Origin of the sequence: Arthrobacter sp. 1088 (assembly GCF_031455315.1) — a bacterium.
Classification (GTDB): Bacteria; Actinomycetota; Actinomycetes; order Actinomycetales; family Micrococcaceae; genus Arthrobacter.
In genome coordinates this window covers 356,764-378,008 of the sequence record NZ_JAVDSM010000004.1, presented here as the reverse complement: position 1 = coordinate 378,008, position 21,245 = coordinate 356,764, and the positions used below count along the sequence as shown (strand labels likewise).

The following is a 21,245-nucleotide window of genomic DNA, read 5'->3' as shown; positions in this document are numbered from 1 at the left end:
CTGTTCTTAGCTACGAGTCGGGAGCGGCCGGCATGGCTGGCCTGCAAAACGAAAGGGCAGTGCTCACCGCGGACGGCAGGCACTACCCTTCAGTCTAGTTGAAGCTCACAGGCGCCATTTAACTCCACAGGTCTAGCATGTCTTCATGACTCCCGGGCAGCGATTAAGGCAAGTCGCCAACTTCCTGAACCTGACAACACCCTTGGGGCTGTTGGTCGCGCGCGCCTCCCGATCACGCATTTCGCGTGGACCCCGGGGCCTGCTGATAGCGGCAGGGTATGCGTGGAAGCTTCCACACGCCGGAGCGTTCACGGTGGGGAACGTCGTCCTCTACCGCGCAGCGCGCGGCGTGGCAGGACGCAATGAGCTGCTCCTTGCCCACGAGGAACGGCACAGCACCCAGTACGCCTACTGCCTGGGGTTGCCGTTCCTCGTTTTCTACGGTGTCGCCGCCGGCTGGTCCATGCTGCGCGCGGGCAATCCGGCGTCGAGGAATTTCTTTGAACGGCAGGCTGGACTCGCAGCAGGCGGCTACATTGACCATCGAATCGAGGCCGAAGCATGAAACGCACCATTACCGTTACGGGAACGGCGAGCGCCAAGGCAGTGCCGGACCTGGTGACACTGACGCTGGGCGTCGAGACGCGAAGGGAGACTGCGTCCAAGGCATACGACGACGCCGGCAAGGCGGCCGCCGCCGTCGCCACCAGTCTGCGGGCGGCTGGCGTGCAGGATGCGGATCTGCGCACCAGCGGCTTAAACCTTCGGGCAGACCTGGTGTGGGTGGAGGGGCAAGGACAGAAGGTCGCTGCCTATGTGGCATCCACCAACGTGCACGTCGGCATCCGCTCACACACGGAAGCCCCCGCCACCATTGCTGCGGCGGTGGCCGCCGGTGGGGACGACATCCGGATCAACGGGATCGAGCAGGGCTTTGCGGACGCCTCCCAGGTCACGAGGCAGGCGCAGGAAGCGGCGTGGCAGGACGCGCTTCAGCGGGCGGAGCAGTACGCGTCCTTGGCGTCCTCCCGGTTGGGCTCCGTGGTTTCCATTTCCCAGCAGCCCCTGCCGGGCTCCCCTATCCCGATGGGCGGACTGGTCAGGGCCGCTGCTGTTGAAGCACTTCCCCTTGAGGCCGGCGAGTCGTCCGTGGCGGCGAGCGTCACCGTGGAATGGGAACTTTTGAAGCCTTAGGTCCATCCACCGGCGCCTGGACTGCCGTCCGCGCCACCACTGCGATGCCGGCAGCCATGGCATCGAGCGGCATGGACGGCGTCGCGCTCCCCTCGGGCACCTGCTCCGGAAGGTAGGGAAGATGGACAAATCCTCCGCGGACGCCGCCCCGGGTTGCGAGGGCATGCATCAGTGCATAGAACACATGGTTGCAGACGTAGGTTCCGGCAGACTGTGAGATCTCACCCTTGATGCCGGCGATCTGCAGGTTTCGTAGGGAGGCTTTGATCGGCAACGTCGAGAAGTAAGCTGCCGGGCCACCGGGAACCACTTCCTCATCAATGGGCCGCTTGCCCTTGTTATCCGGGATGCGGGCGTCATCGCAATTGATGGCTACTCGCTCCAGGGAGAGCCTCTCCCTTCCTCCAGCCAACCCCGTGCACAGTACGACGTCCGGCGCCAGGGATTCGACGGTGGCCAGCAGGACAGACGCTGACTCACCGAACACGCAGGGAAGCTCTACTGCTTCAACCTTGTATCCCTCGGAGCGAAGGATGTCACGTGCACGCAGGGCAGCCGTCCAAGATGGATTGACACTTTGATCGCCAAACGGTTCGAACCCAGTCAGCAGAATCATGGGCCAACCTTAGCAAGGTCCTGGATCGGCATTCGTGGTCCTTGACATTGATTCGAACATACATTCGAATAGAGTGCATGAGATGGGACGCACAAGCACTTTCGCCAACGCGTGGACCGGCGTCCGAAAGCCTTGACAGTATGGCTCCTGGCCCTGCCCCGGCCTTGGACGCCCTGCTGCCCTTGGCCGGGCTTGTGCGCTCCATCTCAACACCCGAATTCTCCGGAGTCACCTTCCATGAGGTCACCGCAAAGTCAGTGCTCAACAAGGTGCCTTCCGGTTCCAATATGCCTTTCGACTGGACAGTGAATCCCTACAGGGGTTGCAGCCATGCCTGCGTCTATTGCTTCGCCCGCAAGACGCACACCTACCTGGAGTTCGACGCCGGGCGGGACTTCGACTCCCAAGTGGTGGTCAAGATCAACGCGGCAGAGGTCCTGCGGAAGGAACTGGCCAAACCCTCCTGGGAGCGGCACCAGGTTGCCTTGGGAACCAACACAGACCCCTACCAGCGCGCCGAAGGCCGATACGCGCTGATGCCAGGGATCATCCGGGCCCTTGCAGATTCAGGGACCCCGTTTTCCATCCTGACCAAAGGCACGTTGCTGGCCCGGGACATTCCCCTGCTCAAGCATGCGGCCACCCAGGTCCCAGTGGACCTGGGCATCTCACTGGCCATGACCAATGAGGATCTTGCCGGGATTGTTGAACCCGGCACCCCTTCCCCGAGGGCCCGCCTCAAGCTTATTGCGCGGCTCCGTGAGGCAGGTCTGGGTTGCGGAGTGATGGCCATGCCTATCCTGCCTTGGCTCACGGATTCAGACGAGGCCCTTGAGTCCTTGTTCTCAGAACTCTCCAAGGCCGGCGCCACAGGCATCACTGCAGGAGCCCTCTACCTGAAGCCGGGTACGCGTGAGTGGTACATGAAGTGGCTCGCCGCCCACCATCCCGAACTCGTAGGACGGTACCGTCGCCTGTACGGGCAGGGTTCTTATGCCTCCAAGGAATACCGGACCTGGTTATCAGGGAGGATTAATCACTTTAAAGCCAAGCATGGCTTTACCGGGACGCATGGCTTCAGCCACCGCAATGCCCGGCCAGCCACCGCTCCAGCTTCGGGCACGGAGCCTGCGGTCGGGACGCCCCTGCCAGGGCAAGAACCACTTTTCTGAACTGACGCCTATGAAGAGGCCTAGGCCCTTGCAGTCACTCTTTCCAGCAACGCCCGGACTATCGGGAAGTCAGCCGGGATCCACGCAAGCCCAAGAGCTTCTTCGTCATCAAGCAGGGATACCCAGCGCAGCTCGTCGTGATCCTCAAGGGCACGAGGTGTGCCTTCAGCGAGTTCCGCCAACCAGACACGCATAGCCGCGCGCTCATTGAGGGGCCACCCGGCGACCTCACCGGACTCCAGCTCCGCCCCGAGCTGAACCGTAACTCCCAACTCCTCCGCGAGCTCCCGATGAAGGGCAGCTTCGGCCGACTCGCCGTCTTCTACTTTGCCGCCGGGAAATTCCCACATTCCGGCGAACTGCGGGGGCGCAGTGCGACGTGCTACAAGGAGTCGGGCCGGGGCGTCCAGGGAGTCGACGACGGCGGCGCCCACAACGTTTATCAGTCCAGTCACTGAAACAGTCTATGGGTGCCGCGCATCATGGGCATCGTCACATAGCAACGTCAAGTCGGGGTTACGGGTCTAAGCTTGTTATCGGATTTTCTCCACCTTTTCCCAGCCCTCAAGGCACCTCACGAAGCAGGCTCATGACTATCACCGTGTCCCCACCCGCCGCCTCCACAACAGCAAGGCGCCACCTGGGCCTGGCCATCCTGGCGCTTGCCACGGGCGGGTTCGCCATCGGCACCACAGAATTCGCGATGATGGGACTTCTCAAGGAAATCGAGGAAGGACTGGGCATCAGCACGCCCGAGGCCGGCAACCTCATCTCCGCCTATGCCTTGGGCGTTGTCATCGGAGCCCCCATCTTCGCTGCATTCGGAGCCAAACTTCCCAGGAAGCGCTTGGCCCTGGGATTGATGCTGTTCCTCTCCATCGCCAACCTGACCTCCTTCATTGCTCCCGACTACGGTTTCATGCTGCTCTCCCGCTTCGCGTCCGGGCTCCCCCATGGCGCGTTCTTCGGCGTGGCTGCCGTTATTGCGGCCGGCTTGGTGGCCCCCACAAAACGGGGTTGGGCCATCTCCATGGTCATGGCTGGCCTCACAGTTTCCAACGTCATCGGAGTGCCACTGGCCACCTGGGTGGGGCAGACCTTCGGCTGGCGCCTCCTCTTCATCATCGTGGGGGCCATCGGCCTCCTGACCGTGGCCATGGTCTGGAAATTCGTCCCCTTCGAAGCAGCGCACCCTGAAGCAAGTATTCGACGCGAGCTCGGTGCACTCAAGCGGCTTCAGGTATGGCTTGCTTTGCTGATCGGCATCATCGGCTTTGGCGGGTTCTTCGCCGTCTACACCTACATCGCGCACACCATGACCGGCGTGGCCGGCATACCCGAAACCCTCATTCCGGCAGTGGTGGCGCTATACGGGCTAGGCATGGTTGCGGGCAACATCATCGGGGGCCGCATCGCCGATAAGTCCGTCATGGGAACCATCTACTGGGTCATGCCCGGCATCGCCGCAGCATTGGTGGTTTACGCCATTGCCGCCCACTGGGCCTGGTCCGCCTTCATCATGGCTTTCGTCGTCGGCGGCATAGGCTCCATGCTCACGCCAGCGTTGCAGACCCGTCTCCTGGATGCCGCTCCCGGCGCCGCCTCGCTCGCTTCGTCACTGAACCACTCCGCCCTCAACATTGCCAATGCCTTGGGAGCCTTCCTCGGCGGGACCGTGATTGCCTGGGGTTGGGGCTACGTGGCTCCGGCCCTTGTGGGCGCAGTCCTCGCCATCCTCGGGCTGGGAGTTGCCATCATCAGCGGGCTGCTGGAACGCAAGAAGCCGCTGGCTACCCCATGAATCGCTAGCGGATAATCCAACTGCTCGAAACCGCAACAAAAAAGATGGGCTCCTCGGTTTGAGGAGCCCATCTTTTGGTTAATGCTGACCTGACTAAGCCTGGACGCGCTCAACATCGGGTTCAAGGTAGATGACCCGCGCGATCGGAACGGCCGCCCGGATCCGTTGCTCGGCGTCGTCAATCACACGGGCAATTGCTTGACCGGTATCGGCTGCACCCATGGTGATCTTGGCGGCGACCAGCAGTTCTTCCGGCCCCAGGTGCATGGTCTTGAGATGGATGATCCGGGTGCCATCCGCCTGCAGTGCCTCGGTGATGCGTGCGACGTCGTCTTTAGTGGCCGATTCACCCAGCAGGAGCGATTTGGTCTCCACAGCAAGGATGACAGCGATGGCGACAAGCAGCAGGCCGATCATGGCCGTACCCAAGGCGTCCCACACGCCGTCGCCGGTTACGAGGGTCATGCTGACGCCGAACAGGGCGAACACCAAGCCCAGCAAGGCGCCGAAGTCTTCAAGGAGGATGACCGGCAGTTCGGGCTGCTTGGCATTGCGGATGAACTTGGCCCATGTCTGCTTGCCACGGATATGGTTCGATTCCACGATGGCGGTTCGGAAAGAGAACGACTCGGCAATGATGGCGCCAATCAGGACCGCCAACGGCACCCACCAGAAGTCGCCTTCGATGCCGTGTGGGTGCTGGAACTTCTCCCATGCCTCGTACAGGGCGAAGAGGCCACCCACGCTGAAGAGGACGATGGACACGATGAACGCGTAGATGTACCGTTCGCGGCCGTAGCCAAAGGGGTGCTCGGGACTTGCCGCACGCTGTGCGCGCTTGCCTCCTACCAGGAGAAGGATCTGGTTGCCGGAGTCAGCAACTGAGTGAATGGCCTCAGCGAGCATGGACGATGACATCGTCAGGACGAACGCAACGAACTTCAGGACAGCGATGGTCAGGTTCGCGGCGAGGGCCGCCACGATCGCTTTGGTACCGCCACTTGCAGCCACGAAAGCTTCACCTCTTCGGTTTTGGGAAAGATTGGAATGGGCCAAGAAGAGTCGTCATCGTGACGATCTTGCAAGAAACACCGTACCGGGCGTCAGGCTATTTCTGCATTCCCGACCCGGGCGCCTTGCTGCGAACGGGCGCTTGCATAGAGGCAAACGGTGGCCGCTGTACCCAGGTTCAAGCTCTCCGCCGCCCCATAGACAGGAACGGCTACGCGGTGATCCGCAAGCGCCAATTCGGCGTCGGACAATCCTTGTGCCTCATTGCCGAACAACCAGGCCGTGGGCGCTTCAAGGGCATAATCAGAGGCCACATGGCCGTTTCCGAGCCGCCGGGCAGCATTCTCGTCCTGGAGCTGGTCAAGGTTTACCGTCCCATACCCGTCGGCGGCCAGGATCCCTATACCCAGTGCCCGGCAGCGCGCGACGAGATCTTCAACATCAGCCCCCAGGACCACCGGCAGGTGGAACAACGAACCGGCCGTGGACCGGACCGCCTTGGGATTATAGATATCCACGCTTGAACCCGTCAGGATTACCGCGTCGGCACCAGCGGCGTCGGCCGCGCGCAAAACTGTGCCCGCATTGCCGGGGTCCCGGACCTGGCACATGACCGCAAGAAGGCGAGGACCGGCGTCGAGCACTGATTCAAGGCTGACATCCACAAAACTGCAGACAGCAACGATGCCCTGCGGGTTGACGGTGTCCGCCATGGCGGCCAGGACGTCGTCATTGGCCAGCCGAAGCTGTGTTCCTTCTGCAAGGTCCGCGAGTTCCGGGAGCCGCTCCAGGCATGCCTCGCTCGCAAAGACTTCATGCACGACGGCGGAACCCCCTGCCGCAATGCGCTCCCGGTGAAGGGTCAAGGCCTCGCGAACCGCCTGTGGACCCTCAGCCAGGAAACGGCCGCGCTTTAAACGGGCCGGGCGCCCTGCAAGCTTGGCAACGTCCCTTACCCGATCTGCTCGGGGGTTGGTCATCGAAAAGTCTTGCGGGCGCCCGGTTTGGTTCATATAAAGAACTTTAGTGGCAGTTGCGACTAGTTCTTGATCTGCTGGCGGGCTTCGCCACCGGCCGGCTCGAAGCCGGCAGCCTTTGCAGCCTCAACCGTGGAGAACCAGTATTCAGCAGCAGTGTTCTCGTACCAAGTGGAACCCGGTACGTGGTACTTCTTGGACTCAGCGTTGCCCTTGATGGCGTGGCCTTCCGGGGCACCTTCGCCTTCAACGGCAGCAATAGCGCCATCGATGGCCGGCTTCTCGGAGACAGAAGCCTTGACAGCCGTTGCGGTAGCAGCAGCCGGAGCAACCTTGGCAGCCTTCGGTGCAGCAACCTCGGCCTTGGCAGCCGGAGCAGACGTGTCGGCAGGCAGGGAGGCCTTGGCAATGTTCACCAGAGCGGCGAATGCGTTGGCGTCCGAAACAGCCAGTTCGGCCAGCATGCGGCGGTCAACCTCAACCTCAGCGGCCTTCAGGCCCTGGATCAGGCGGTTGTAGGTGAGGCCGTTGGCGCGGGATGCAGCGTTGATGCGCTGGATCCAGAGGCGACGGAAGTCGCCCTTCTTCTTACGGCGGTCGCCGTAGCTGTACACAAACGAGTGCAGCAGCTGCTCTTTGGCCTTGCGGTACAGGCGCGAACGCTGACCGCGGTAACCCTTGGCGCGTTCGAGGATAACCCGGCGCTTCTTGTGGGCGTTTACCGCCCGCTTCACACGTGCCACGTGCGTACTCCTTCAGAAATCTTTATCCCAAGCTGCTACTGCCGGAAACCCGGCCGGCCTGAGAAGGCTTTTGGTGTAGTCGGCCGCTACCGGATGGCAGCAACCAAAGAACTTGGAACTTAGACGCCGAGCATCTTCTTGATGACCTTGGCATCGCCCTTGAAGACGATCTTGTCGCCGGCGAGGCGACGGGTCAGCGTGGAGGACTTGTGCTCCAGGTAGTGGCGGCGGTTGGCCTGCTGACGCTTCAGCTTGCCGGTGCCGGTCAGCTTGAAGCGCTTCTTAGCACCGCTGTGGGTCTTCATCTTCGGCATGGGAACCGATCTCCTTACGTATCCACGGACAAAGTCCGCAGTTCTTTCGTGCAGCCGGCCTACAAGGGCTGGCGTGCTGGTTGCTTGCCGTTGGAGGCCAGGGCCTCCGGGGCGTTGAACTAGTTGGTCTTGCGTGATGCAGGCTTCGGCGCAGCCTTGGGGGCTGCGGGCCGAGCTGCCGGCTTGGGAGCTGCCGGCTTGGCGACGGGCTTCGGAGCCGAGGGAACTGCAGGCTTCGGGGCAGCTGCCGGAACAGCTGGCTTCGGAGCTGCGGGTGCAGGGGCTGCTGCCTTGGCGGCCGGTGCTTTCTCCGCCGGTGCAGCCTTCACAGCCGGGGCCTCCTCAACCACGGGTGCTTCTTCGACTACAGGAGCTTCCTCAACAACCGGAGCCTCCTCGACTACGGGAGCTTCTTCAGCTACGGGCGCTTCCTCGGCTTCTTCAACAACCGGTGCCTCTTCAGCAACGGGGGTTTCAGCTGCGGGAGCCTCGACAGCCTCCTGCTTGGGCTCTTCTTCGGAAGCAAGCAGGCCTGCCGGAAGAAGGTCGCCCAAGGTCTGCGTCAACGGAGCCTGGTCACCTGTCGTGTCCACGCGCCCGGATGCCTTGGCCTCATTCTGGGCCTTGGCTTCGGCACGCTGGGCTGCACGCCGGGCTTCAGCCTTGGCTTCGGCCTTGTTCTTCAGCGGACCGATCACCATGACCATGTTGCGGCCATCGATGCGTGGGCTGGACTCAACAATGCCCACCTCTGCGACGTCTTCAGCAAACTTCTGAAGCAGGCGGATACCCATCTCCGGACGCTGCTGTTCGCGGCCGCGGAACTGGATCATTGCCTTGACCTTGTCACCGGCGCCGAGGAAGCGAAGTGCATGTCCGCGCTTGGTTTCGTAGTCGTGCTTGTCGATCTTGAGGCGGAAACGGATTTCCTTCAGAACCGTGTTGGTCTGGTTCTTGCGGGCCTCACGCGCCTTCACGGCAGCTTCGTACTTGTACTTGCCGAAGTCCATCAACTTGCAAACAGGAGGCTTAGCCTGCGGGGCAACTTCAACGAGATCGAGATCGGATTCGGCAGCAAGACGCAGGGCGTCCTCGATGCGGACGATTCCTACCTGTTCGCCGGCAGGGCCGACCAGCCGCACCTCGGGGACGCGGATACGCTCATTGATTCTTGGCTCGCTAATGTTAAAGCTCCTGTGGTTGTGGTGAGTTTCACCGGCAAATAGAGAAGGCCTCCAATTGCTGGTGCAATCGAAGGCCTCAAGGATCGGGTGTGCTCCCTTGAAGGGGGCACGCACTCCAGAGGCTACGCCTCGGTGTGTCCGACCAGTACCCGGCAACCTCTTGTTCCGTGAAGGAATCCTGTTCCCCGGAGGGAAAACGGCTGACGCGGGTGGGAGAGGACTCCGCTTGCAAACTGAAAATCAATTCTACAGAAATAACCCGCCAAGCGCACATTGCACGGGGCGGGAGCATTTAATGCGAATAACGACTTCCAGTCGGTCTGTGACAAGCTTACCAGTATGAGCACTGAAGACAGCAATTCGCGCAATTCCTACTCCAAGGACGCCGACACAACCACAGCTGCGGCCCCCGCGGCCGATTCCGGGGTCTCCCAGCAGATCCGTGACATCGCGGAAGTTCCGGCTGTAGAAGTCATCACCACCGGCGCGGTCCACCTGATGAGCGCCGCCGCTGTGAAGGTCGGCCTCGCCGATGACCCCAACGCAGAAGACCTCACAGACCTTGACGAGGCCCGCAAGCTCATCACTGCATTGGCCGGCCTCGTAACGGCGGCCGCCCCCGAAATCGGTTCGCAGCATGCCGGGCCCTTGCGTGATGGACTGCGCTCCCTCCAGTTGGCATTCCGCGAAGCTTCCCTTATCCCTGACGCGCCGGGCAAAGGCCCGGGTGAGAAGTTCACCGGGCCGGTGAACTAGCCAGGAACTGCCCAAAGTACCTACAACGGCGGCCCGACCACATATGTGGCCGGGCCGCCGTCGTCGTTAATGCCGCCGACACCGGGATTACGGCGAAGTTTTAGCAATGCTGGAGCTAGACCCTGGCAATGCTGGAGCTACACCCGGGCGCGGCGGCGCCGGGACATGAGGGCGAAGCCCGCGATGCAGAGTACGACTCCGGCGAAGCCGACGGAGGCAAAACCTCCGGACGGCCCTACATTGTCAATAAATATCCCGGCAAGGGGTGCGCCGAACGCAATCCCGGCCGTCAGCGCGGATCCGTACCACCCCATGGCCTCGCCGCGGCGTTCCTCATCGACGAGGTCCGCCACCTTCTCCGATGACGCAGACAGCACTGGAGCGCAAAGAAGGCCGGGGAAAATCGAGAGCACCGCCAGCGTCCAGGTATCGTGTGCGAAACCCATGGGGATGGTGAGCGCGGCCATGCCCAACAACAGCAACATGGGAGAGACCGGACGATTCATGGCACCGTAGATGAGGCCGCCCAAAACCGATGCCGCACACCAGAAGAAGAAGACGATGCCAATCTCGTTCTGGTGTCCGCCGCGCTCCAACAGGCCAACAATACTGACGTCCGAACCGCTAAGTACCATCCCCGATCCCGCAGCTACGGCGAAAAGCGCTGCAACGGAAACCGTAAACCAGGTGAAATTGCGGGCCATGCGGTTCCGAAGTCCGGCTGTACGGGAGATGGCTGCCGGTGCCATTTCAGACGCCGCCTCCTGCACGTGGCCCGGTGCGGAGGCGACCATGGCTGCCTCGGCGGCGGCAAGGTCCGCAGCGGCCCGTGCCGCGGATTCCTCCGGAGTGCACTTGGCATCACTGCGGGTCGGAGGGTTGAACCAGATCAAGAACAGGCCGGCCACGGAGACAGAGATGCCCACCGCGGTAAGTCCCACGGCCGAGAAGCCGCTCGTTGCGACGATCGCGCCAACAGCGGGACCTATCATGAACACGAGCTCAGTGGCGATGGAATCAAGCGCAAACGCGGAGCGTCGCTGGTCTCCGTCTACCATGACGCCCAACGATTGACGCACCACGCTGAAGATAGGCAATGTGAACAAGCCCCCCACGAAGACCAAGGGAAGCAGCCAGGCGTACGGGACATGCGGAACAAGAGACCAGATCACTGTTTCCGAGATGACGGAAGGGATCAGCGCCTTACGCAGGCCCACCATGTCAACGCGCCGACCACGCCAAGGCGCCCCCAAGGCAATACCTATGGTCATGACGGCGGCAGCAGCGCCCGCGGCGGCGTAGCCCTGCCCCAGCGACAGGACAATGTGCAGTGTCAGGAGCACGCCAGCCGCTGAATGCGGAATACGGGCGACCATGCCCACCAGCAGGAGCCGCCGGACAGGGCGGATGGAAAGCATCTCCTTGTAGAGAGCGAAGTTCACGGGCTAATTCCTCTTGTTCCCCCGGGGCAGTCCCCGGTGGACGGGTACTGCCGTTAGTGCCGCCCAGGCTCCTGCGCCGCACGTTGCAGTTTTACTTCAATGGAATCGACGCCCTCGGCAAAGGATTCCAGCTGCGCCCACGCCTCGTTCAGGTCAGCCACCAGCGATTGGACGGCAGCGGCGTCGAGTCCGTCCTCAAGGAACAGCACTATCCGCAGTTCCGGGCCAGCGCCTCCGCCCGGGACCGTGCGGCCGTCCGCAGTCAGGGAGGCGACGCCACCACCGGCCTGTGTTTCGAGCCGGCGCACCGCCGGAAACGACTCGGCCTGTGAAGCGAGAGCAAACTCCAGTTGATCATCAAGGTATGACGGCGTCCAGTCCCGCTGCTGAGCCAACGCCCACATGGCTGGCCGCCGAACCACGAAAGTGAACGTTGAACCGGGGTCCAACACCAGCAATTGAGCGCCTTCGGAAACGGCCGAAAGGGCCGCCCTTGCCGCATAAACAGCTACGGGCCGGGCCTCTGCATGCCACGATTCAAGAGCGGCGGCCGTGGTGAAGACCGGCATTGCCTTCCGGCCATCAGGCGCCTTAAGTGTGACTAATGCCATATCCGCCTGCTTGTCCGCGTGCAGCCCGCCAACGCCTTCGGCTTCCTCGGCGAGCTGGGCTATCACGGGAACAAAGACCCTGGCGGTAGCGAGTGAAGCCAGGACGTCTGCCTCACTGCCCGTACCGTTCAGCAGTGCAGCAACGGCGGCGAGGTAACCGGCATCAGCCGTGCCGTCGTCGTCTTCGAAATTGTGGATCCTGGCATCGTCACCACTCAGGCTCCGGCCTTCCCAAGGTTGCCCCGCGGAGTCGGTGGCTCCCCCGGCGCCAGCCAAGGCAGCAGCAATGTGGCCCGGAAGTTCGCGTCGTCCGGCATCGCGGTTGCCCGGGTGGTTCTCCGGGCCGGAATCTGTGGGACGTGAAGCAGCCATCAGCGGCGACCGGCTACATCCAGGGCTTCGGGCAGAGTGAAAGCACCTGCATAAAGGGCCTTGCCAACAATGGCACCCTCGACGCCCAAGGGCACGAGTTCGCGGAGCACGCGAAGATCCTCAAGGCTGGAGATACCGCCTGAAGCCACCACGGGCTTACCCGTTTTCTGCACCATCTGGCGCAGCAAATCAACGTTCGGGCCCTGCAGCGTTCCGTCTTTGGTGACGTCGGTGACCACGTAGCGTGCGCAGCCAGCGTCCTCCAGGCGGGCAAGAACTTCCCAGAGGTCGCCGCCTTCTTTGGTCCAGCCGCGACCAGCCAGGATGGTACCACGGACATCGAGGCCGACGGCGATCTTGTCACCGAAGCGGTCAATGGCACGTCGTGTCCACTCAGGGTTCTCCAGTGCTGCCGTACCGAGGTTTACCCGCTCCACGCCCAAATCCAGGGCGCGTTCCAGCGACTCGTCATCCCTCAGACCGCCGGACAACTCAACCTTTACGTTGAGCTGGGAGACGACCTCCCTGATGAGGTCCGCGTTGTTGCCACGGCCAAAAGCGGCGTCGAGGTCCACCATGTGCACCCACTCAGCACCGGCGTTCTGCCAGTTCAAGGCAGCTTCCAGAGGCGTACCGTAGCTGGTTTCCGAGCCTGCCTCGCCTTGCAGCAGGCGGACTGCCTGGCCATCAACGATGTCGACGGCGGGGAGGAGTTCCAGAACGGACTGGGCAGAGGTGGTCATGTGTGTCCTAGGAGTTGATGGGGACGCGAGGCGTTCAGTTGCCCGGCAGCGTCAGGAGATAGGCGGCAAGCAGGGACATCCCCGCCAGCACATAGAAGGAAACGGAAACCCACAGTGGCTTCTTCTGCTGATGGAAGGAGATACCTCCACCCACCAGCACGCCGGCAAGGCCCATAAGCACTACCGACCACACTTAGGCTGCACCACGATCGTCCGCTGCCGGACCTTGTGCCACCTTGGCTTCAGGTTTGCGAAGCCCGTCCACCCAGTTGCGCAGGAGGCGTGCCCCGGCATCTCCGGATTTCTCGGGGTGGAATTGGGTGGCGCACAGGGGGCCATTTTCAACAGCAGCGATAAAGGGGGCTCCGTGCTCGGACCACGTCACCAAAGGTGGGGCCATCCGGGGCTGGACGACGTCGAAGTTCCACTCCTGCACGCCGTATGAGTGCACGAAGTAGAAACGTTCCTGTTCGACGCCCGCGAATAGCTTGGATCCTTCAGGCACGTCCACCGTGTTCCAACCCATGTGGGGAACCACGGGGGCGGGAAGGAGCTCAACTTTGCCCGGCCATTCGGCCATCCCCTCGGACTCGGTTCCGTGTTCGACTCCGGCCTCGAAGAGGACCTGCAACCCAACGCAGATCGCCAGGACAGGCCGTCCACCCGCGACGCGGCGGCCAATCATGCGGATGGCATCGACGGCCTTGAGTTCCCTCATCACCGTTTCAAAGGCACCCACGCCGGGGACCAGCAGCCCGTCGGCATTCAGTACGTCCTCAGGCTTGGAGCTAAGAACCACCTGGGCGCCTGCACGCTCAAGGGCGCGAACAGCCGAACGTACGTTGCCCGAACCGTAATCCAGCACCGTAACCGTGGGCTTGCCTTCGGGCGACTCCGGCTTGACGGTTGCCGAAGCGTCGGTAACCGCACCGTCCTTCAGGATTTGCCCGCTCATAGCGCCCCCTTGGTGGATGGAATGCCCTCCACGCGGGGATCCGACTCCACTGCAGAACGAAGAGCCCGGGCAAAGGCTTTGAACTGGGCCTCGACGATGTGATGGGGATCCCGGCCTGCGAGGACGTTCATGTGCAGGCAGATACCGGCGTGCAACGTGATGGCCTCAAAGACGTGACGGGTCAGCGAACCTGTGAAGTGGCCACCGATCAGGTGATACTCCTGCCCTGCAGGTTCCCCTCCGTGCACCAGATACGGGCGTCCGGAAACATCCACGACTGCGTGCGCCAAGGCTTCGTCCAGAGGAACCGTTGCTTCGCCGAAGCGGCGGATTCCGGCTTTGTTGCCCAGGGCAGTACGCAAAACCTCACCAAAGGTAATGGCCACATCCTCCACGGTGTGGTGGGCATCAATGTGGGTGTCACCCGTGGCCTTGACGGTCATGTCAATCAGGGAGTGCTTGCACAACGCCGTCAGCATGTGGTCATAAAAGGGAACCGTGGTGCTGATGTCCGAGACACCGGTGCCATCCAGGTTGATCTCCACCAGGACGGAGGATTCGCTGGTGGTGCGCTCCATGCGCGCAGTGCGGTCAGCGGACGGCTTGGCGCCGGTTTCGCTCATTGGGACGTCCTTATACACGAAGAATGGGGTGGGTCTATTGACAAGTTTAGTTGGGCTGGGACGCAGCGCTGTCCAGAAGGGCTTCCAGGGCCTCAAGGAAGGCCGTTGTTTCCTTTTCTGTTCCCGCAGTCACCCGCAGGTGCCCTGGAATACCGACGTCGCGGATCAGGACTCCCGCATCCAGCAAGCCCTGCCAGACTGCGTGCGGGTTCGAAAGCCCACCGAAGAACACGTAGTTTGAGTCCGAGGCCGCAGGCTTGAGTCCCATTCGGAGGAGCTCGGTCACAATCCGGTCCCGCTGGACCTTGATGTCTTCGACGTCGGCCATGAGCGCTTCGCGGTGGTTCAGGGCGGCCAGGGCCGTGGCTTGTGTGACGGCTGAAAGGTGGTAGGGCAGCCGAACGAGCCTGATGGCATCGGTGACCTCGGGCGCGGCAGCCATGTAGCCCAACCGGGCACCTGCCAAGGCAAAGGCCTTGCTCATGGTGCGCGAGACGATCAAACGCTCCCGCCCGGGAAGCAGCGTCAGTGCGCTCGGGGTGTTGTCGTGCGCGAACTCGTGGTAGGCCTCGTCCACGATGACGATTGCCTGGCTGGCCTCGCCGGCTTCGTACACGGCTTCGACCACGTCCAGGCCCAGTCCCGTTCCCGTGGGGTTGTTCGGCGAGCACAGGAAGACGATATTCGCTCCGGTCTCCCGCACCTGGGCAGCCGCAGAAGCCGCATCCAGGCCATAGTCATCAGCTCGCACCCCACGGACATACTCAGTGTCCGTGCCACTGGCAAGCAACGGGTACATGGAATACGTGGGAGGGAATCCCAGCGCCTTACGCCCCGGACCTCCAAAAGCCTGCAAAATCTGCTGCAGGACCTCGTTGGAGCCGTTGGCTGCCCAGATATTCTCCGCGGAAAGCCCGTGTCCGAGGTAATCGGCAAGGGATTCACGGAGTTCCGTGAATTCGCGGTCAGGATACCGGTTCAGGCCAGTGGCCGCGGCGGCAACAGCCTGGGTAATCGCCGCTTGCACATCTGCCGGAACGCCATGGGTGTTCTCGTTGACGTTGAGCAAAATGGGGACGTCAAGCTGCGGCGCGCCATAGGGGCTCAATCCACGCAGGTTGGTCCGAAGGGGAAGTCGGTCAAGTCGCTCAAGCTGGTCACTCACCAAGACAGTTTAAGGTGCCGGTGCGACTGCGGAGTAACTGTGACGCCAGAGACGCTGGCCCCTCGCCCCCTGGCCGCTCAATTGGCGGGAACGAACAGCTGCTGGCCGGGCTGGATGCGTCCCCCGCGGAGATCGTTCAACTGGATGATTTCCGCGATGACATCACGGGGGTCCCGCTCCGGCGCGGCCGCACCGGCGATGCCCCACAGGGACTGCCCTGGCTGGACAGTAACCGTAACTGCCACCGGCGGCTGCAGCTGGGCTTGGGAATCAGAAGCTTTGGCCGGGGAGTTGATGAAGCCGGCAAGGCTCAGCAGCGCAGCAAGGAGAAGCATGACGGGAATTCCAAAGAAGACGATCCTGCCGCGTTGGGTAAGCCGGAGACGCGCAGGAGCCGGAGTGTTGCGGAATTCGTGGAACGTAGAGATTGCGGACATGAGCTGAGCCCTTCTGAGCGATTGCCTGCATCGGATGCCCGTTGCCGGCTGCCAATTCCTTGTGTTCGCCGAGCCCGGCCCCGAATGTTCGAACACTTTCTTCGAACATCCGAACCGCGCTCAACCTTTATAGAACACATATTCGAACCTTGCTATGACATTTTTAGCACTTATCATCGAACGGTGTCGAGACTCGCTAGAACGAATGTTTGATAAACGCCTGTGCCTGGCCTAGGTTTGAGTGAAGAAACAGGCACTGTTTCAGTGGAACAGGAGGGTCTGACATTTTTTCGGATCCCACATCCCCGGGCACACTTCAGACCGTGGCCGGGCGGAACGGAAGGGCATTGGCGAACATGGCAGCGAAAGCCACCGGCGGCGGGGCACCCCTGCGGAGCCAGCAGCCTCAAAAGAGTCCCAAAAGCCTGACTGTCCGGCAGAAGAAAATCCTGGAAACCATCCAGCGGTCTGTCAATGACAACGGGTATCCGCCCAGCATGCGCGAAATTGGCGACACCGTGGGTCTCGCGAGCCTCTCCAGCGTCACGCACCAGCTCTCCCAGTTGGAGAAGCTCGGCTACTTGCGCAGAGATCCCAAGCGCCCCCGCGCCATGGAAGTACTCATGCCTTTGACCCTTGACGGCGGGACAATTCCCGGAGTGGAAGCAGCTACTACACTCCGCAGCGCAGGCGGACTCGCCGTGACGGAACTGGCCAGCGCCAGCGACACCGCGATGGTACCCCTGGTTGGACGCATTGCTGCCGGTGGGCCCATCCTCGCCGACCAGACTATTGAGGATGTCCTGCCCCTGCCCCGGCAACTGGTGGGCCACGGCGAACTGTTCATGCTGAAGGTCGCTGGGGACTCAATGATCGATGCCGCAATTTGTGACGGTGACTGGGTGGTTGTCCGCCGCCAGAATGACGCCATCAACGGCGATATCGTGGCAGCGCTCCTGGATGACGAAGCCACGGTAAAAACCTTCCGCCAGCGGGACGGCCACACATGGCTGCTCCCCCAGAACACGCAGTACGAACCGATACTTGGAGACCAGGCCACCATCATGGGCAAGGTCGTCTCGGTACTGCGCTCCCTCTAGGGAGTTCGCCTACGTTTTCTTTGCGCCCAGGCGTTCCAGGACGCCGCGCACCACGTTGCGGTCCGTCGTTGCCCAAAATGGCGGCAAAGCGGCACGCAGGAACCCGCCGTACCGTTCGGTGGAAAGCCGTGAGTCCAGGACGGCCACCACGCCTTTGTCGCCGGTGGAACGAATGAGGCGTCCTGCTCCCTGTGCAAGACGAATTGCCGCATGCGTAGCCGACACCGCCATGAACCCGTTGCCCCCGGACTGTGCAACGGCCCGTGAGCGTGCGGTCATTAGCGGGTCATCGGGCCTCGGGAACGGAATGCGGTCAATCACCACAAGGCGGCATGAACCGCCAGGGACGTCGACGCCCTGCCACAGGGACATGGTGCCGAAGAGGCAGGTGTCCGGTTCATCGGCAAATTGCTTCACCAGTGCTGCCATGGTGGATTCTCCCTGGCAGAGGATGTCCACATCCAGCCGTGGGCGCATGGCATCTGCAGCTTCTTCGGCCGCCCGACGCGATGAGAACAGGCACAGGGCTCCCCCACCGGATGCACGGATGAGGTCTTCAAGCTCATCCAGGGCCTCGGGTGAAGTGCCCCTGCCGGGCTTGGGCAGGTGCTTGGCCACGTAGAGCACACCCTGCTTCGGATAATCAAAAGGTGACCCGACGTCCAACCCGGTCCAGCTTGGCGCCCCATCTCCAATAAGCCCCAGGCCACCGGCTGCGGGTTCAAAGGCAGATCCAATGGCCAGCGTGGCAGAAGTAAGCACCACTGTGTGCCCCGCGAAAAGGCCCTCCCGCAGGCGGCCGGCAACGCTAAGCGGGGCGATGTTGATCAGTGCGGGCGCGGTCTCGTCCGGGTGTGAGTATCCCTGCTGGGGATCGAAGGTGCTGTTTCTGGAGAACCACACCACTTCACGGTTCTCCTTGGCTGCGAGCATCCGCTCGCACAGTTCCAGAATGAGCATGAGCCGTGAGCGCGCAAGCTGCCTCCCGCCGTCGACCGCGTTTGAAGAGTCGGTTTTCGAGTCGGACAATGCGGCGCGTGTGGCATCGCGCAGCTGGTCCAGGCAGTCCAGTTGTTCGTCGTTTAGCCCATTGGGCAGCAGTCCGTTGGGGACACCGGCAATGGCCATGTCCAATCGATCGGCGGCCGCGTTCAGGGCGTCTACGGTAATAGCGGTGTGTTTGCGCGCGCTCGAAGCCGCAGCATGCACCATTGCCACGGACAGCTGACCTGTCACAGCTCCCGTGACCCGGTCCTGCAGCTCATGTGCTTCGTCAACCACAACGACGTCGTACTCGGGCAGGACAGCAAGGCCTTCGAAGGCACTGACGGCCAGCATGGCATGGTTGGTCACCACGACGTCAGCCTCAGCCGCCCGGGCCCGTGCCTGCTCGCTGAAGCATTCCTCGGCAAGCGGACATTTTTGCGCTCCCAGGCACTCCATGGACGTCACGGAGACCTGCCTCCAGGCGCGGTCGGTGACACCCGGCATCAGTTCATCGCGGTCGCCAGTGGCCGTCTTTTCGGCCCATTCACGGAGCCGGACCACTTCCTTGCCCAATTGCGACGACGGGCCGCCAACCGCCGCTGCGAAATGGGGAACGCTGGTGTCCTCACCCAGGGAAAAAAGTTGCCCCTCGGACGGCTCTTCGCTGGGGAAGCCGCCCTCCAGCTTTTGCAGGCAAACATAATTTGCCCGGCCCTTAACGAGCGCCACGTTCACGGGACGCTCAAGGGCCGGGCTTATGGTCTCCAACAGCCGGGGCAGGTCCCTGCCAACAATCTGCGTTTGCAGGGCCAAGGTAGCGGTGGACACAAGCGTCGGTTTGTTGCTGTCCATGGAATGGGCGATCAACGGAATCAGGTACGCCAAGGACTTACCCGTTCCCGTTCCAGCCTGGACCAACAAATGTTCACCGGACTCGATGGCCTTGGTGACTTGCCTGGCCATCTCGTGCTGGCCTGAACGGCTTTGACCGCCCATCCCGGCAACAGCTTTGTCCAACAGTTCGAGGGTGAACTTCTCCCCCACCGACTCGACGACGTCCGCCGCCACCTTCTCAACCATTGCTGACGAATGACTCCAGTTCGGCCGCCAATCCCTCACGGACCATGGCCACCACGCGGGTTCCGTTTTCCTCGTGCTCGAGGCTCAGGATTTCCGAATCGGAGTTGTGCAGCTTGTTGACCATGTCACCGCGGTCGTACGGGATCAACACTTCGAGGCGGACTCCCGGCCGGGGAATGGACCGGCTGATCTCTTCCAGGAGCTCAGGAATGCCCTGGCCTGTGCGCGTGGAAACCACGGCGTGCCGCGGCTCCTTCTGCTTCAGGCGTTCCACTACGAAAGGATCAGCCACGTCCACTTTGTTCAGGACGATGATTTCGGGGACCTTGCGGGCGTCGACCTCGGTGAAGACAGCACGCACTGCCGCGATTTGCCCTTCCGGGTCGGGATGGGAGGCGTCCACGACATGCAGGATCAGGTCTGCGTCGGCTACTTCCTCCAGCGTGGAACGGAAGGCTTCCACCAGTTGCGTAGGCAGCGAGCGGACGAACCCAACGGTGTCGGCCAGCGTGTAGCCGATGCCGTCCGGCGTTTGCGCCTTCCTGACCGTCGGGTCCAGGGTGGCGAACAGCGCGTTTTCCACCAGCACTCCAGCATCGGTCAGCCGGTTCAGGAGCGAGGACTTACCAGCGTTGGTATAGCCGGCAATCGCAACCGAAGGTACGGCGTTACGACGGCGGTTGGCCCGCTTGGTCTCGCGCGCAGGCTTCATGGCGGCAATCTCCCGGCGAAGCTTGGCCATGCGCGTCCGGATCCTGCGGCGGTCGAGCTCGATCTTTGTTTCACCGGGACCACGGGAACCCATACCGGCGCCGGCTCCACCCACCTGGCCACCGGCCTGGCGGGACATGGAGTCACCCCAACCACGAAGCCTGGGGAGCAGGTACTCAAGCTGTGCGAGCTCAACTTGTGCCTTGCCTTCACGGCTCTTTGCATGCTGCGCGAAGATATCCAGGATCAGCGTGGTCCTGTCCACCACCTTGACCTTGACGATGTCCTCAAGTCCGCGTCGCTGCGAGGGGGAAAGCTCGGTGTCCACCACAACGGTATCGGCTCCCGTGGCAGCCACGATGTCCTTGAGTTCCTGGGCCTTGCCCGACCCCAGGAACGTTCCGGGATCCGGTTTCGTACGGCGCTGAACCAGTCCGTCAAGGACCTCTGATCCGGCAGTCTCTGCCAGTGCTGCGAGTTCGCGAAGCGAATTCTCGGCGTCAGCCAAGGTGCCTTCTGTCCACAGGCCGGCCAGGACGACGCGTTCCAGGCGCAGCTGCCGGTATTCGACCTCTGTGACGTCTTCGAGTTCGGTGGAAAGGCCCGCTGTACGGCGAAGTGCACGACGCTCGGCCAGGTCTTCCTGGTCGCCGTCGTAAATGCTGTGTTCGTGGTCAAGCGTGGAGATCGCTTGTGCCCTGCCGAAAACGCCCTTGGCATCATTGTCATCGGATGCCTGTGCGGGTACATCCTTGGAAAGAATCCGGTCAATGACGGCCTGGATTTGTTCAGGACTCATGTCCTGGGCGTCGGAATCGGATCCGGAGTGCTTCTGGGTGGTCATGGTCTCCTTAGACTGTTCGGCATATCCAGAATAGTGCTGTTTGGTGTCCAATGGGACGGTATTCGCGGTGGGCTGACGGGCTTCGGCCATATAGGGCCTCCTGTGGTGCTTGAATCGAGCGGGTTGGTCCGCGGGAGGTCCTGTCCTGCAGGAGAATTCGTCGCCAATCCAGAAGCCAGGCGCTGACGGCAGATGGCTGGGCCACTGCTTTCGCGACAGCTGGGTGGGACATGTTCTACTGAGCAACCGCGATCCACCAACAACGGGAGATGCGGAGTCTGCCGGACGGAACCTGCGGGCGGAATGGCCATGCGCCGGGCTGATGTGCCAAGCGGGCCTGCATCGCGGGCAGGTGCCTTGCCGACTGTTTGGCCGGCTCGGGCTGATTACTCAAAGATCAAGAACAT

23 protein-coding genes are annotated in these 21,245 nt (G+C 62.2%); 6 read left to right on the top strand and 17 right to left on the bottom strand.

Annotated elements, in window-relative coordinates; all coding sequences use genetic code 11:
• The first annotated feature begins 145 nt into the window (after nt 1–145).
• Nucleotides 146–565, top strand: coding sequence for a hypothetical protein (locus tag J2Y41_RS08555; protein ID WP_309927984.1), 420 nt, complete (start codon nt 146–148; stop codon nt 563–565).
• On the top strand, nt 562–1,194 hold the full coding sequence (locus tag J2Y41_RS08550) for an SIMPL domain-containing protein (RefSeq protein ID WP_309927982.1): 633 nt from the start codon (nt 562–564) through the stop codon (nt 1,192–1,194). Before J2Y41_RS08555 ends, J2Y41_RS08550 begins: the two co-directional genes overlap by 4 nt.
• On the opposite strand, the gene pcp is transcribed toward J2Y41_RS08550, so the two are convergent.
• Nucleotides 1,163–1,810: a pyroglutamyl-peptidase I gene (gene pcp / locus J2Y41_RS08545; protein ID WP_309927981.1), complete on the bottom strand. Its 648-nt coding sequence runs from the start codon at nt 1,808–1,810 to the stop codon at nt 1,163–1,165. The genes J2Y41_RS08550 and pcp overlap by 32 nt on opposite strands.
• Before the next feature lie 77 nt (nt 1,811–1,887).
• On the opposite strand from pcp, the gene J2Y41_RS08540 reads away from it, so the two are divergent.
• A complete protein-coding gene (locus J2Y41_RS08540; protein WP_309927979.1) occupies nt 1,888–2,982 on the top strand; it encodes an Rv2578c family radical SAM protein in 1,095 nt (364 codons plus the stop codon).
• A gap of 20 nt (nt 2,983–3,002) precedes the next feature.
• Here the strand turns inward: J2Y41_RS08540 and J2Y41_RS08535 are convergent, their stop codons facing one another.
• Nucleotides 3,003–3,437, bottom strand: coding sequence for a (deoxy)nucleoside triphosphate pyrophosphohydrolase (locus J2Y41_RS08535; protein ID WP_224092383.1), 435 nt, complete (start codon nt 3,435–3,437; stop codon nt 3,003–3,005).
• Between the two features lie 134 nt (nt 3,438–3,571).
• Between J2Y41_RS08535 and J2Y41_RS08530 the strand changes: the two genes are divergently transcribed.
• On the top strand, nt 3,572–4,783 hold the full coding sequence (locus tag J2Y41_RS08530) for an MFS transporter (protein ID WP_309927976.1): 1,212 nt from the start codon (nt 3,572–3,574) through the stop codon (nt 4,781–4,783).
• A 93-nt stretch (nt 4,784–4,876) separates the two neighbouring features.
• Here the strand turns inward: J2Y41_RS08530 and J2Y41_RS08525 are convergent, their stop codons facing one another.
• The 5 genes from J2Y41_RS08525 to infC form a co-directional block, all read right to left on the bottom strand.
• On the bottom strand, nt 4,877–5,794 hold the full coding sequence (locus J2Y41_RS08525) for a cation diffusion facilitator family transporter (RefSeq protein WP_309927974.1): 918 nt from the start codon (nt 5,792–5,794) through the stop codon (nt 4,877–4,879).
• Between the two features lie 92 nt (nt 5,795–5,886).
• Nucleotides 5,887–6,807 (bottom strand): RNA methyltransferase, encoded by a 921-nt coding sequence (locus J2Y41_RS08520; RefSeq protein WP_309927972.1) that lies wholly within the window; start codon nt 6,805–6,807, stop codon nt 5,887–5,889.
• A gap of 26 nt (nt 6,808–6,833) precedes the next feature.
• On the bottom strand, nt 6,834–7,514 hold the full coding sequence (gene rplT, locus J2Y41_RS08515) for a 50S ribosomal protein L20 (RefSeq protein WP_224092379.1): 681 nt from the start codon (nt 7,512–7,514) through the stop codon (nt 6,834–6,836).
• A gap of 119 nt (nt 7,515–7,633) precedes the next feature.
• Nucleotides 7,634–7,828 carry a 50S ribosomal protein L35 gene (rpmI, locus tag J2Y41_RS08510; RefSeq protein WP_059387794.1) on the bottom strand — a complete coding sequence of 65 codons (195 nt, stop codon included), beginning with the start codon at nt 7,826–7,828 and terminating at the stop codon, nt 7,634–7,636.
• 119 nt (nt 7,829–7,947) lie between these two features.
• Nucleotides 7,948–9,126 (bottom strand): translation initiation factor IF-3, encoded by a 1,179-nt coding sequence (infC, locus tag J2Y41_RS08505; protein WP_309927966.1) that lies wholly within the window; start codon nt 9,124–9,126, stop codon nt 7,948–7,950.
• Nucleotides 9,127–9,351: 225 nt separating this feature from the next.
• On the opposite strand from infC, the gene J2Y41_RS08500 reads away from it, so the two are divergent.
• Nucleotides 9,352–9,768 carry a DUF1844 domain-containing protein gene (locus J2Y41_RS08500; protein WP_309927964.1) on the top strand — a complete coding sequence of 139 codons (417 nt, stop codon included), beginning with the start codon at nt 9,352–9,354 and terminating at the stop codon, nt 9,766–9,768.
• Between the two features lie 137 nt (nt 9,769–9,905).
• Here J2Y41_RS08500 and J2Y41_RS08495 read toward each other — a convergent pair whose 3' ends face one another.
• The 8 genes from J2Y41_RS08495 to J2Y41_RS08460 form a co-directional block, all read right to left on the bottom strand.
• On the bottom strand, nt 9,906–11,210 hold the full coding sequence (locus J2Y41_RS08495) for an MFS transporter (protein ID WP_309927961.1): 1,305 nt from the start codon (nt 11,208–11,210) through the stop codon (nt 9,906–9,908).
• 53 nt (nt 11,211–11,263) lie between these two features.
• A complete protein-coding gene (locus tag J2Y41_RS08490; RefSeq protein ID WP_224092375.1) occupies nt 11,264–12,193 on the bottom strand; it encodes an SseB family protein in 930 nt (309 codons plus the stop codon).
• Complete coding sequence (priA, locus tag J2Y41_RS08485) at nt 12,193–12,936, bottom strand: bifunctional 1-(5-phosphoribosyl)-5-((5-phosphoribosylamino)methylideneamino)imidazole-4-carboxamide isomerase/phosphoribosylanthranilate isomerase PriA (protein WP_309927958.1); 744 nt, start codon at nt 12,934–12,936, stop codon at nt 12,193–12,195. Before priA ends, J2Y41_RS08490 begins: the two co-directional genes overlap by 1 nt.
• Before the next feature lie 34 nt (nt 12,937–12,970).
• Complete coding sequence (locus J2Y41_RS08480; protein WP_216925244.1) at nt 12,971–13,129, bottom strand: hypothetical protein; 159 nt, start codon at nt 13,127–13,129, stop codon at nt 12,971–12,973.
• Nucleotides 13,130–13,891, bottom strand: a complete 762-nt coding sequence (hisH, locus tag J2Y41_RS08475; RefSeq protein WP_309927954.1) for an imidazole glycerol phosphate synthase subunit HisH — start codon at nt 13,889–13,891, stop codon at nt 13,130–13,132.
• The gene (gene hisB / locus J2Y41_RS08470) at nt 13,888–14,514 is read right to left on the bottom strand and encodes an imidazoleglycerol-phosphate dehydratase HisB (protein WP_216925246.1); all 627 of its coding nucleotides are present in this window, start codon (nt 14,512–14,514) and stop codon (nt 13,888–13,890) included. The genes hisH and hisB overlap by 4 nt, the downstream gene beginning before the upstream one ends.
• 46 nt (nt 14,515–14,560) lie before the next feature.
• A complete protein-coding gene (locus J2Y41_RS08465; protein WP_224092364.1) occupies nt 14,561–15,679 on the bottom strand; it encodes a histidinol-phosphate transaminase in 1,119 nt (372 codons plus the stop codon).
• Between the two features lie 77 nt (nt 15,680–15,756).
• Complete coding sequence (locus tag J2Y41_RS08460) at nt 15,757–16,116, bottom strand: LysM peptidoglycan-binding domain-containing protein (protein ID WP_224167002.1); 360 nt, start codon at nt 16,114–16,116, stop codon at nt 15,757–15,759.
• A 356-nt stretch (nt 16,117–16,472) separates the two neighbouring features.
• On the opposite strand from J2Y41_RS08460, the gene lexA reads away from it, so the two are divergent.
• A complete protein-coding gene (gene lexA, locus J2Y41_RS08455) occupies nt 16,473–17,216 on the top strand; it encodes a transcriptional repressor LexA (RefSeq protein WP_224093932.1) in 744 nt (247 codons plus the stop codon).
• Between the two features lie 9 nt (nt 17,217–17,225).
• Here the strand turns inward: lexA and J2Y41_RS08450 are convergent, their stop codons facing one another.
• Nucleotides 17,226–19,283 carry an ATP-dependent DNA helicase gene (locus tag J2Y41_RS08450; protein ID WP_224167001.1) on the bottom strand — a complete coding sequence of 686 codons (2,058 nt, stop codon included), beginning with the start codon at nt 19,281–19,283 and terminating at the stop codon, nt 17,226–17,228.
• Nucleotides 19,276–20,838, bottom strand: a complete 1,563-nt coding sequence (gene hflX / locus J2Y41_RS08445) for a GTPase HflX (RefSeq protein ID WP_224092358.1) — start codon at nt 20,836–20,838, stop codon at nt 19,276–19,278. Before hflX ends, J2Y41_RS08450 begins: the two co-directional genes overlap by 8 nt.
• Nucleotides 20,839–21,245 lie beyond the last annotated feature (407 nt).

Bases quoted from the DNA above. Each gene is read 5' to 3' on its own strand.
- J2Y41_RS08490 (WP_224092375.1), bottom strand. From the start codon at position 12,193: ATGGCTGCTTCACGTCCCACAGATTCCGGCCCGGAGAACCACCCGGGC.
- J2Y41_RS08520 (WP_309927972.1), bottom strand. From the start codon at position 6,807: ATGAACCAAACCGGGCGCCCGCAAGACTTTTCGATGACCAACCCCCGA.
- pcp (WP_309927981.1), bottom strand. From the start codon at position 1,810: ATGATTCTGCTGACTGGGTTCGAACCGTTTGGCGATCAAAGTGTCAAT.
- J2Y41_RS08460 (WP_224167002.1), bottom strand. From the start codon at position 16,116: ATGTCCGCAATCTCTACGTTCCACGAATTCCGCAACACTCCGGCTCCT.
- hisH (WP_309927954.1), bottom strand. From the start codon at position 13,891: ATGAGCGGGCAAATCCTGAAGGACGGTGCGGTTACCGACGCTTCGGCA.
- J2Y41_RS08550 (WP_309927982.1), top strand. From the start codon at position 562: ATGAAACGCACCATTACCGTTACGGGAACGGCGAGCGCCAAGGCAGTG.
- rpmI (WP_059387794.1), bottom strand. From the start codon at position 7,828: ATGCCGAAGATGAAGACCCACAGCGGTGCTAAGAAGCGCTTCAAGCTG.
- J2Y41_RS08530 (WP_309927976.1), top strand. From the start codon at position 3,572: ATGACTATCACCGTGTCCCCACCCGCCGCCTCCACAACAGCAAGGCGC.
- J2Y41_RS08450 (WP_224167001.1), bottom strand. From the start codon at position 19,283: ATGGTTGAGAAGGTGGCGGCGGACGTCGTCGAGTCGGTGGGGGAGAAG.
- lexA (WP_224093932.1), top strand. From the start codon at position 16,473: ATGGCAGCGAAAGCCACCGGCGGCGGGGCACCCCTGCGGAGCCAGCAG.
- J2Y41_RS08555 (WP_309927984.1), top strand. From the start codon at position 146: ATGACTCCCGGGCAGCGATTAAGGCAAGTCGCCAACTTCCTGAACCTG.
- priA (WP_309927958.1), bottom strand. From the start codon at position 12,936: ATGACCACCTCTGCCCAGTCCGTTCTGGAACTCCTCCCCGCCGTCGAC.
- J2Y41_RS08540 (WP_309927979.1), top strand. From the start codon at position 1,888: ATGAGATGGGACGCACAAGCACTTTCGCCAACGCGTGGACCGGCGTCC.
- hisB (WP_216925246.1), bottom strand. From the start codon at position 14,514: ATGAGCGAAACCGGCGCCAAGCCGTCCGCTGACCGCACTGCGCGCATG.
- hflX (WP_224092358.1), bottom strand. From the start codon at position 20,838: ATGACCACCCAGAAGCACTCCGGATCCGATTCCGACGCCCAGGACATG.
- J2Y41_RS08500 (WP_309927964.1), top strand. From the start codon at position 9,352: ATGAGCACTGAAGACAGCAATTCGCGCAATTCCTACTCCAAGGACGCC.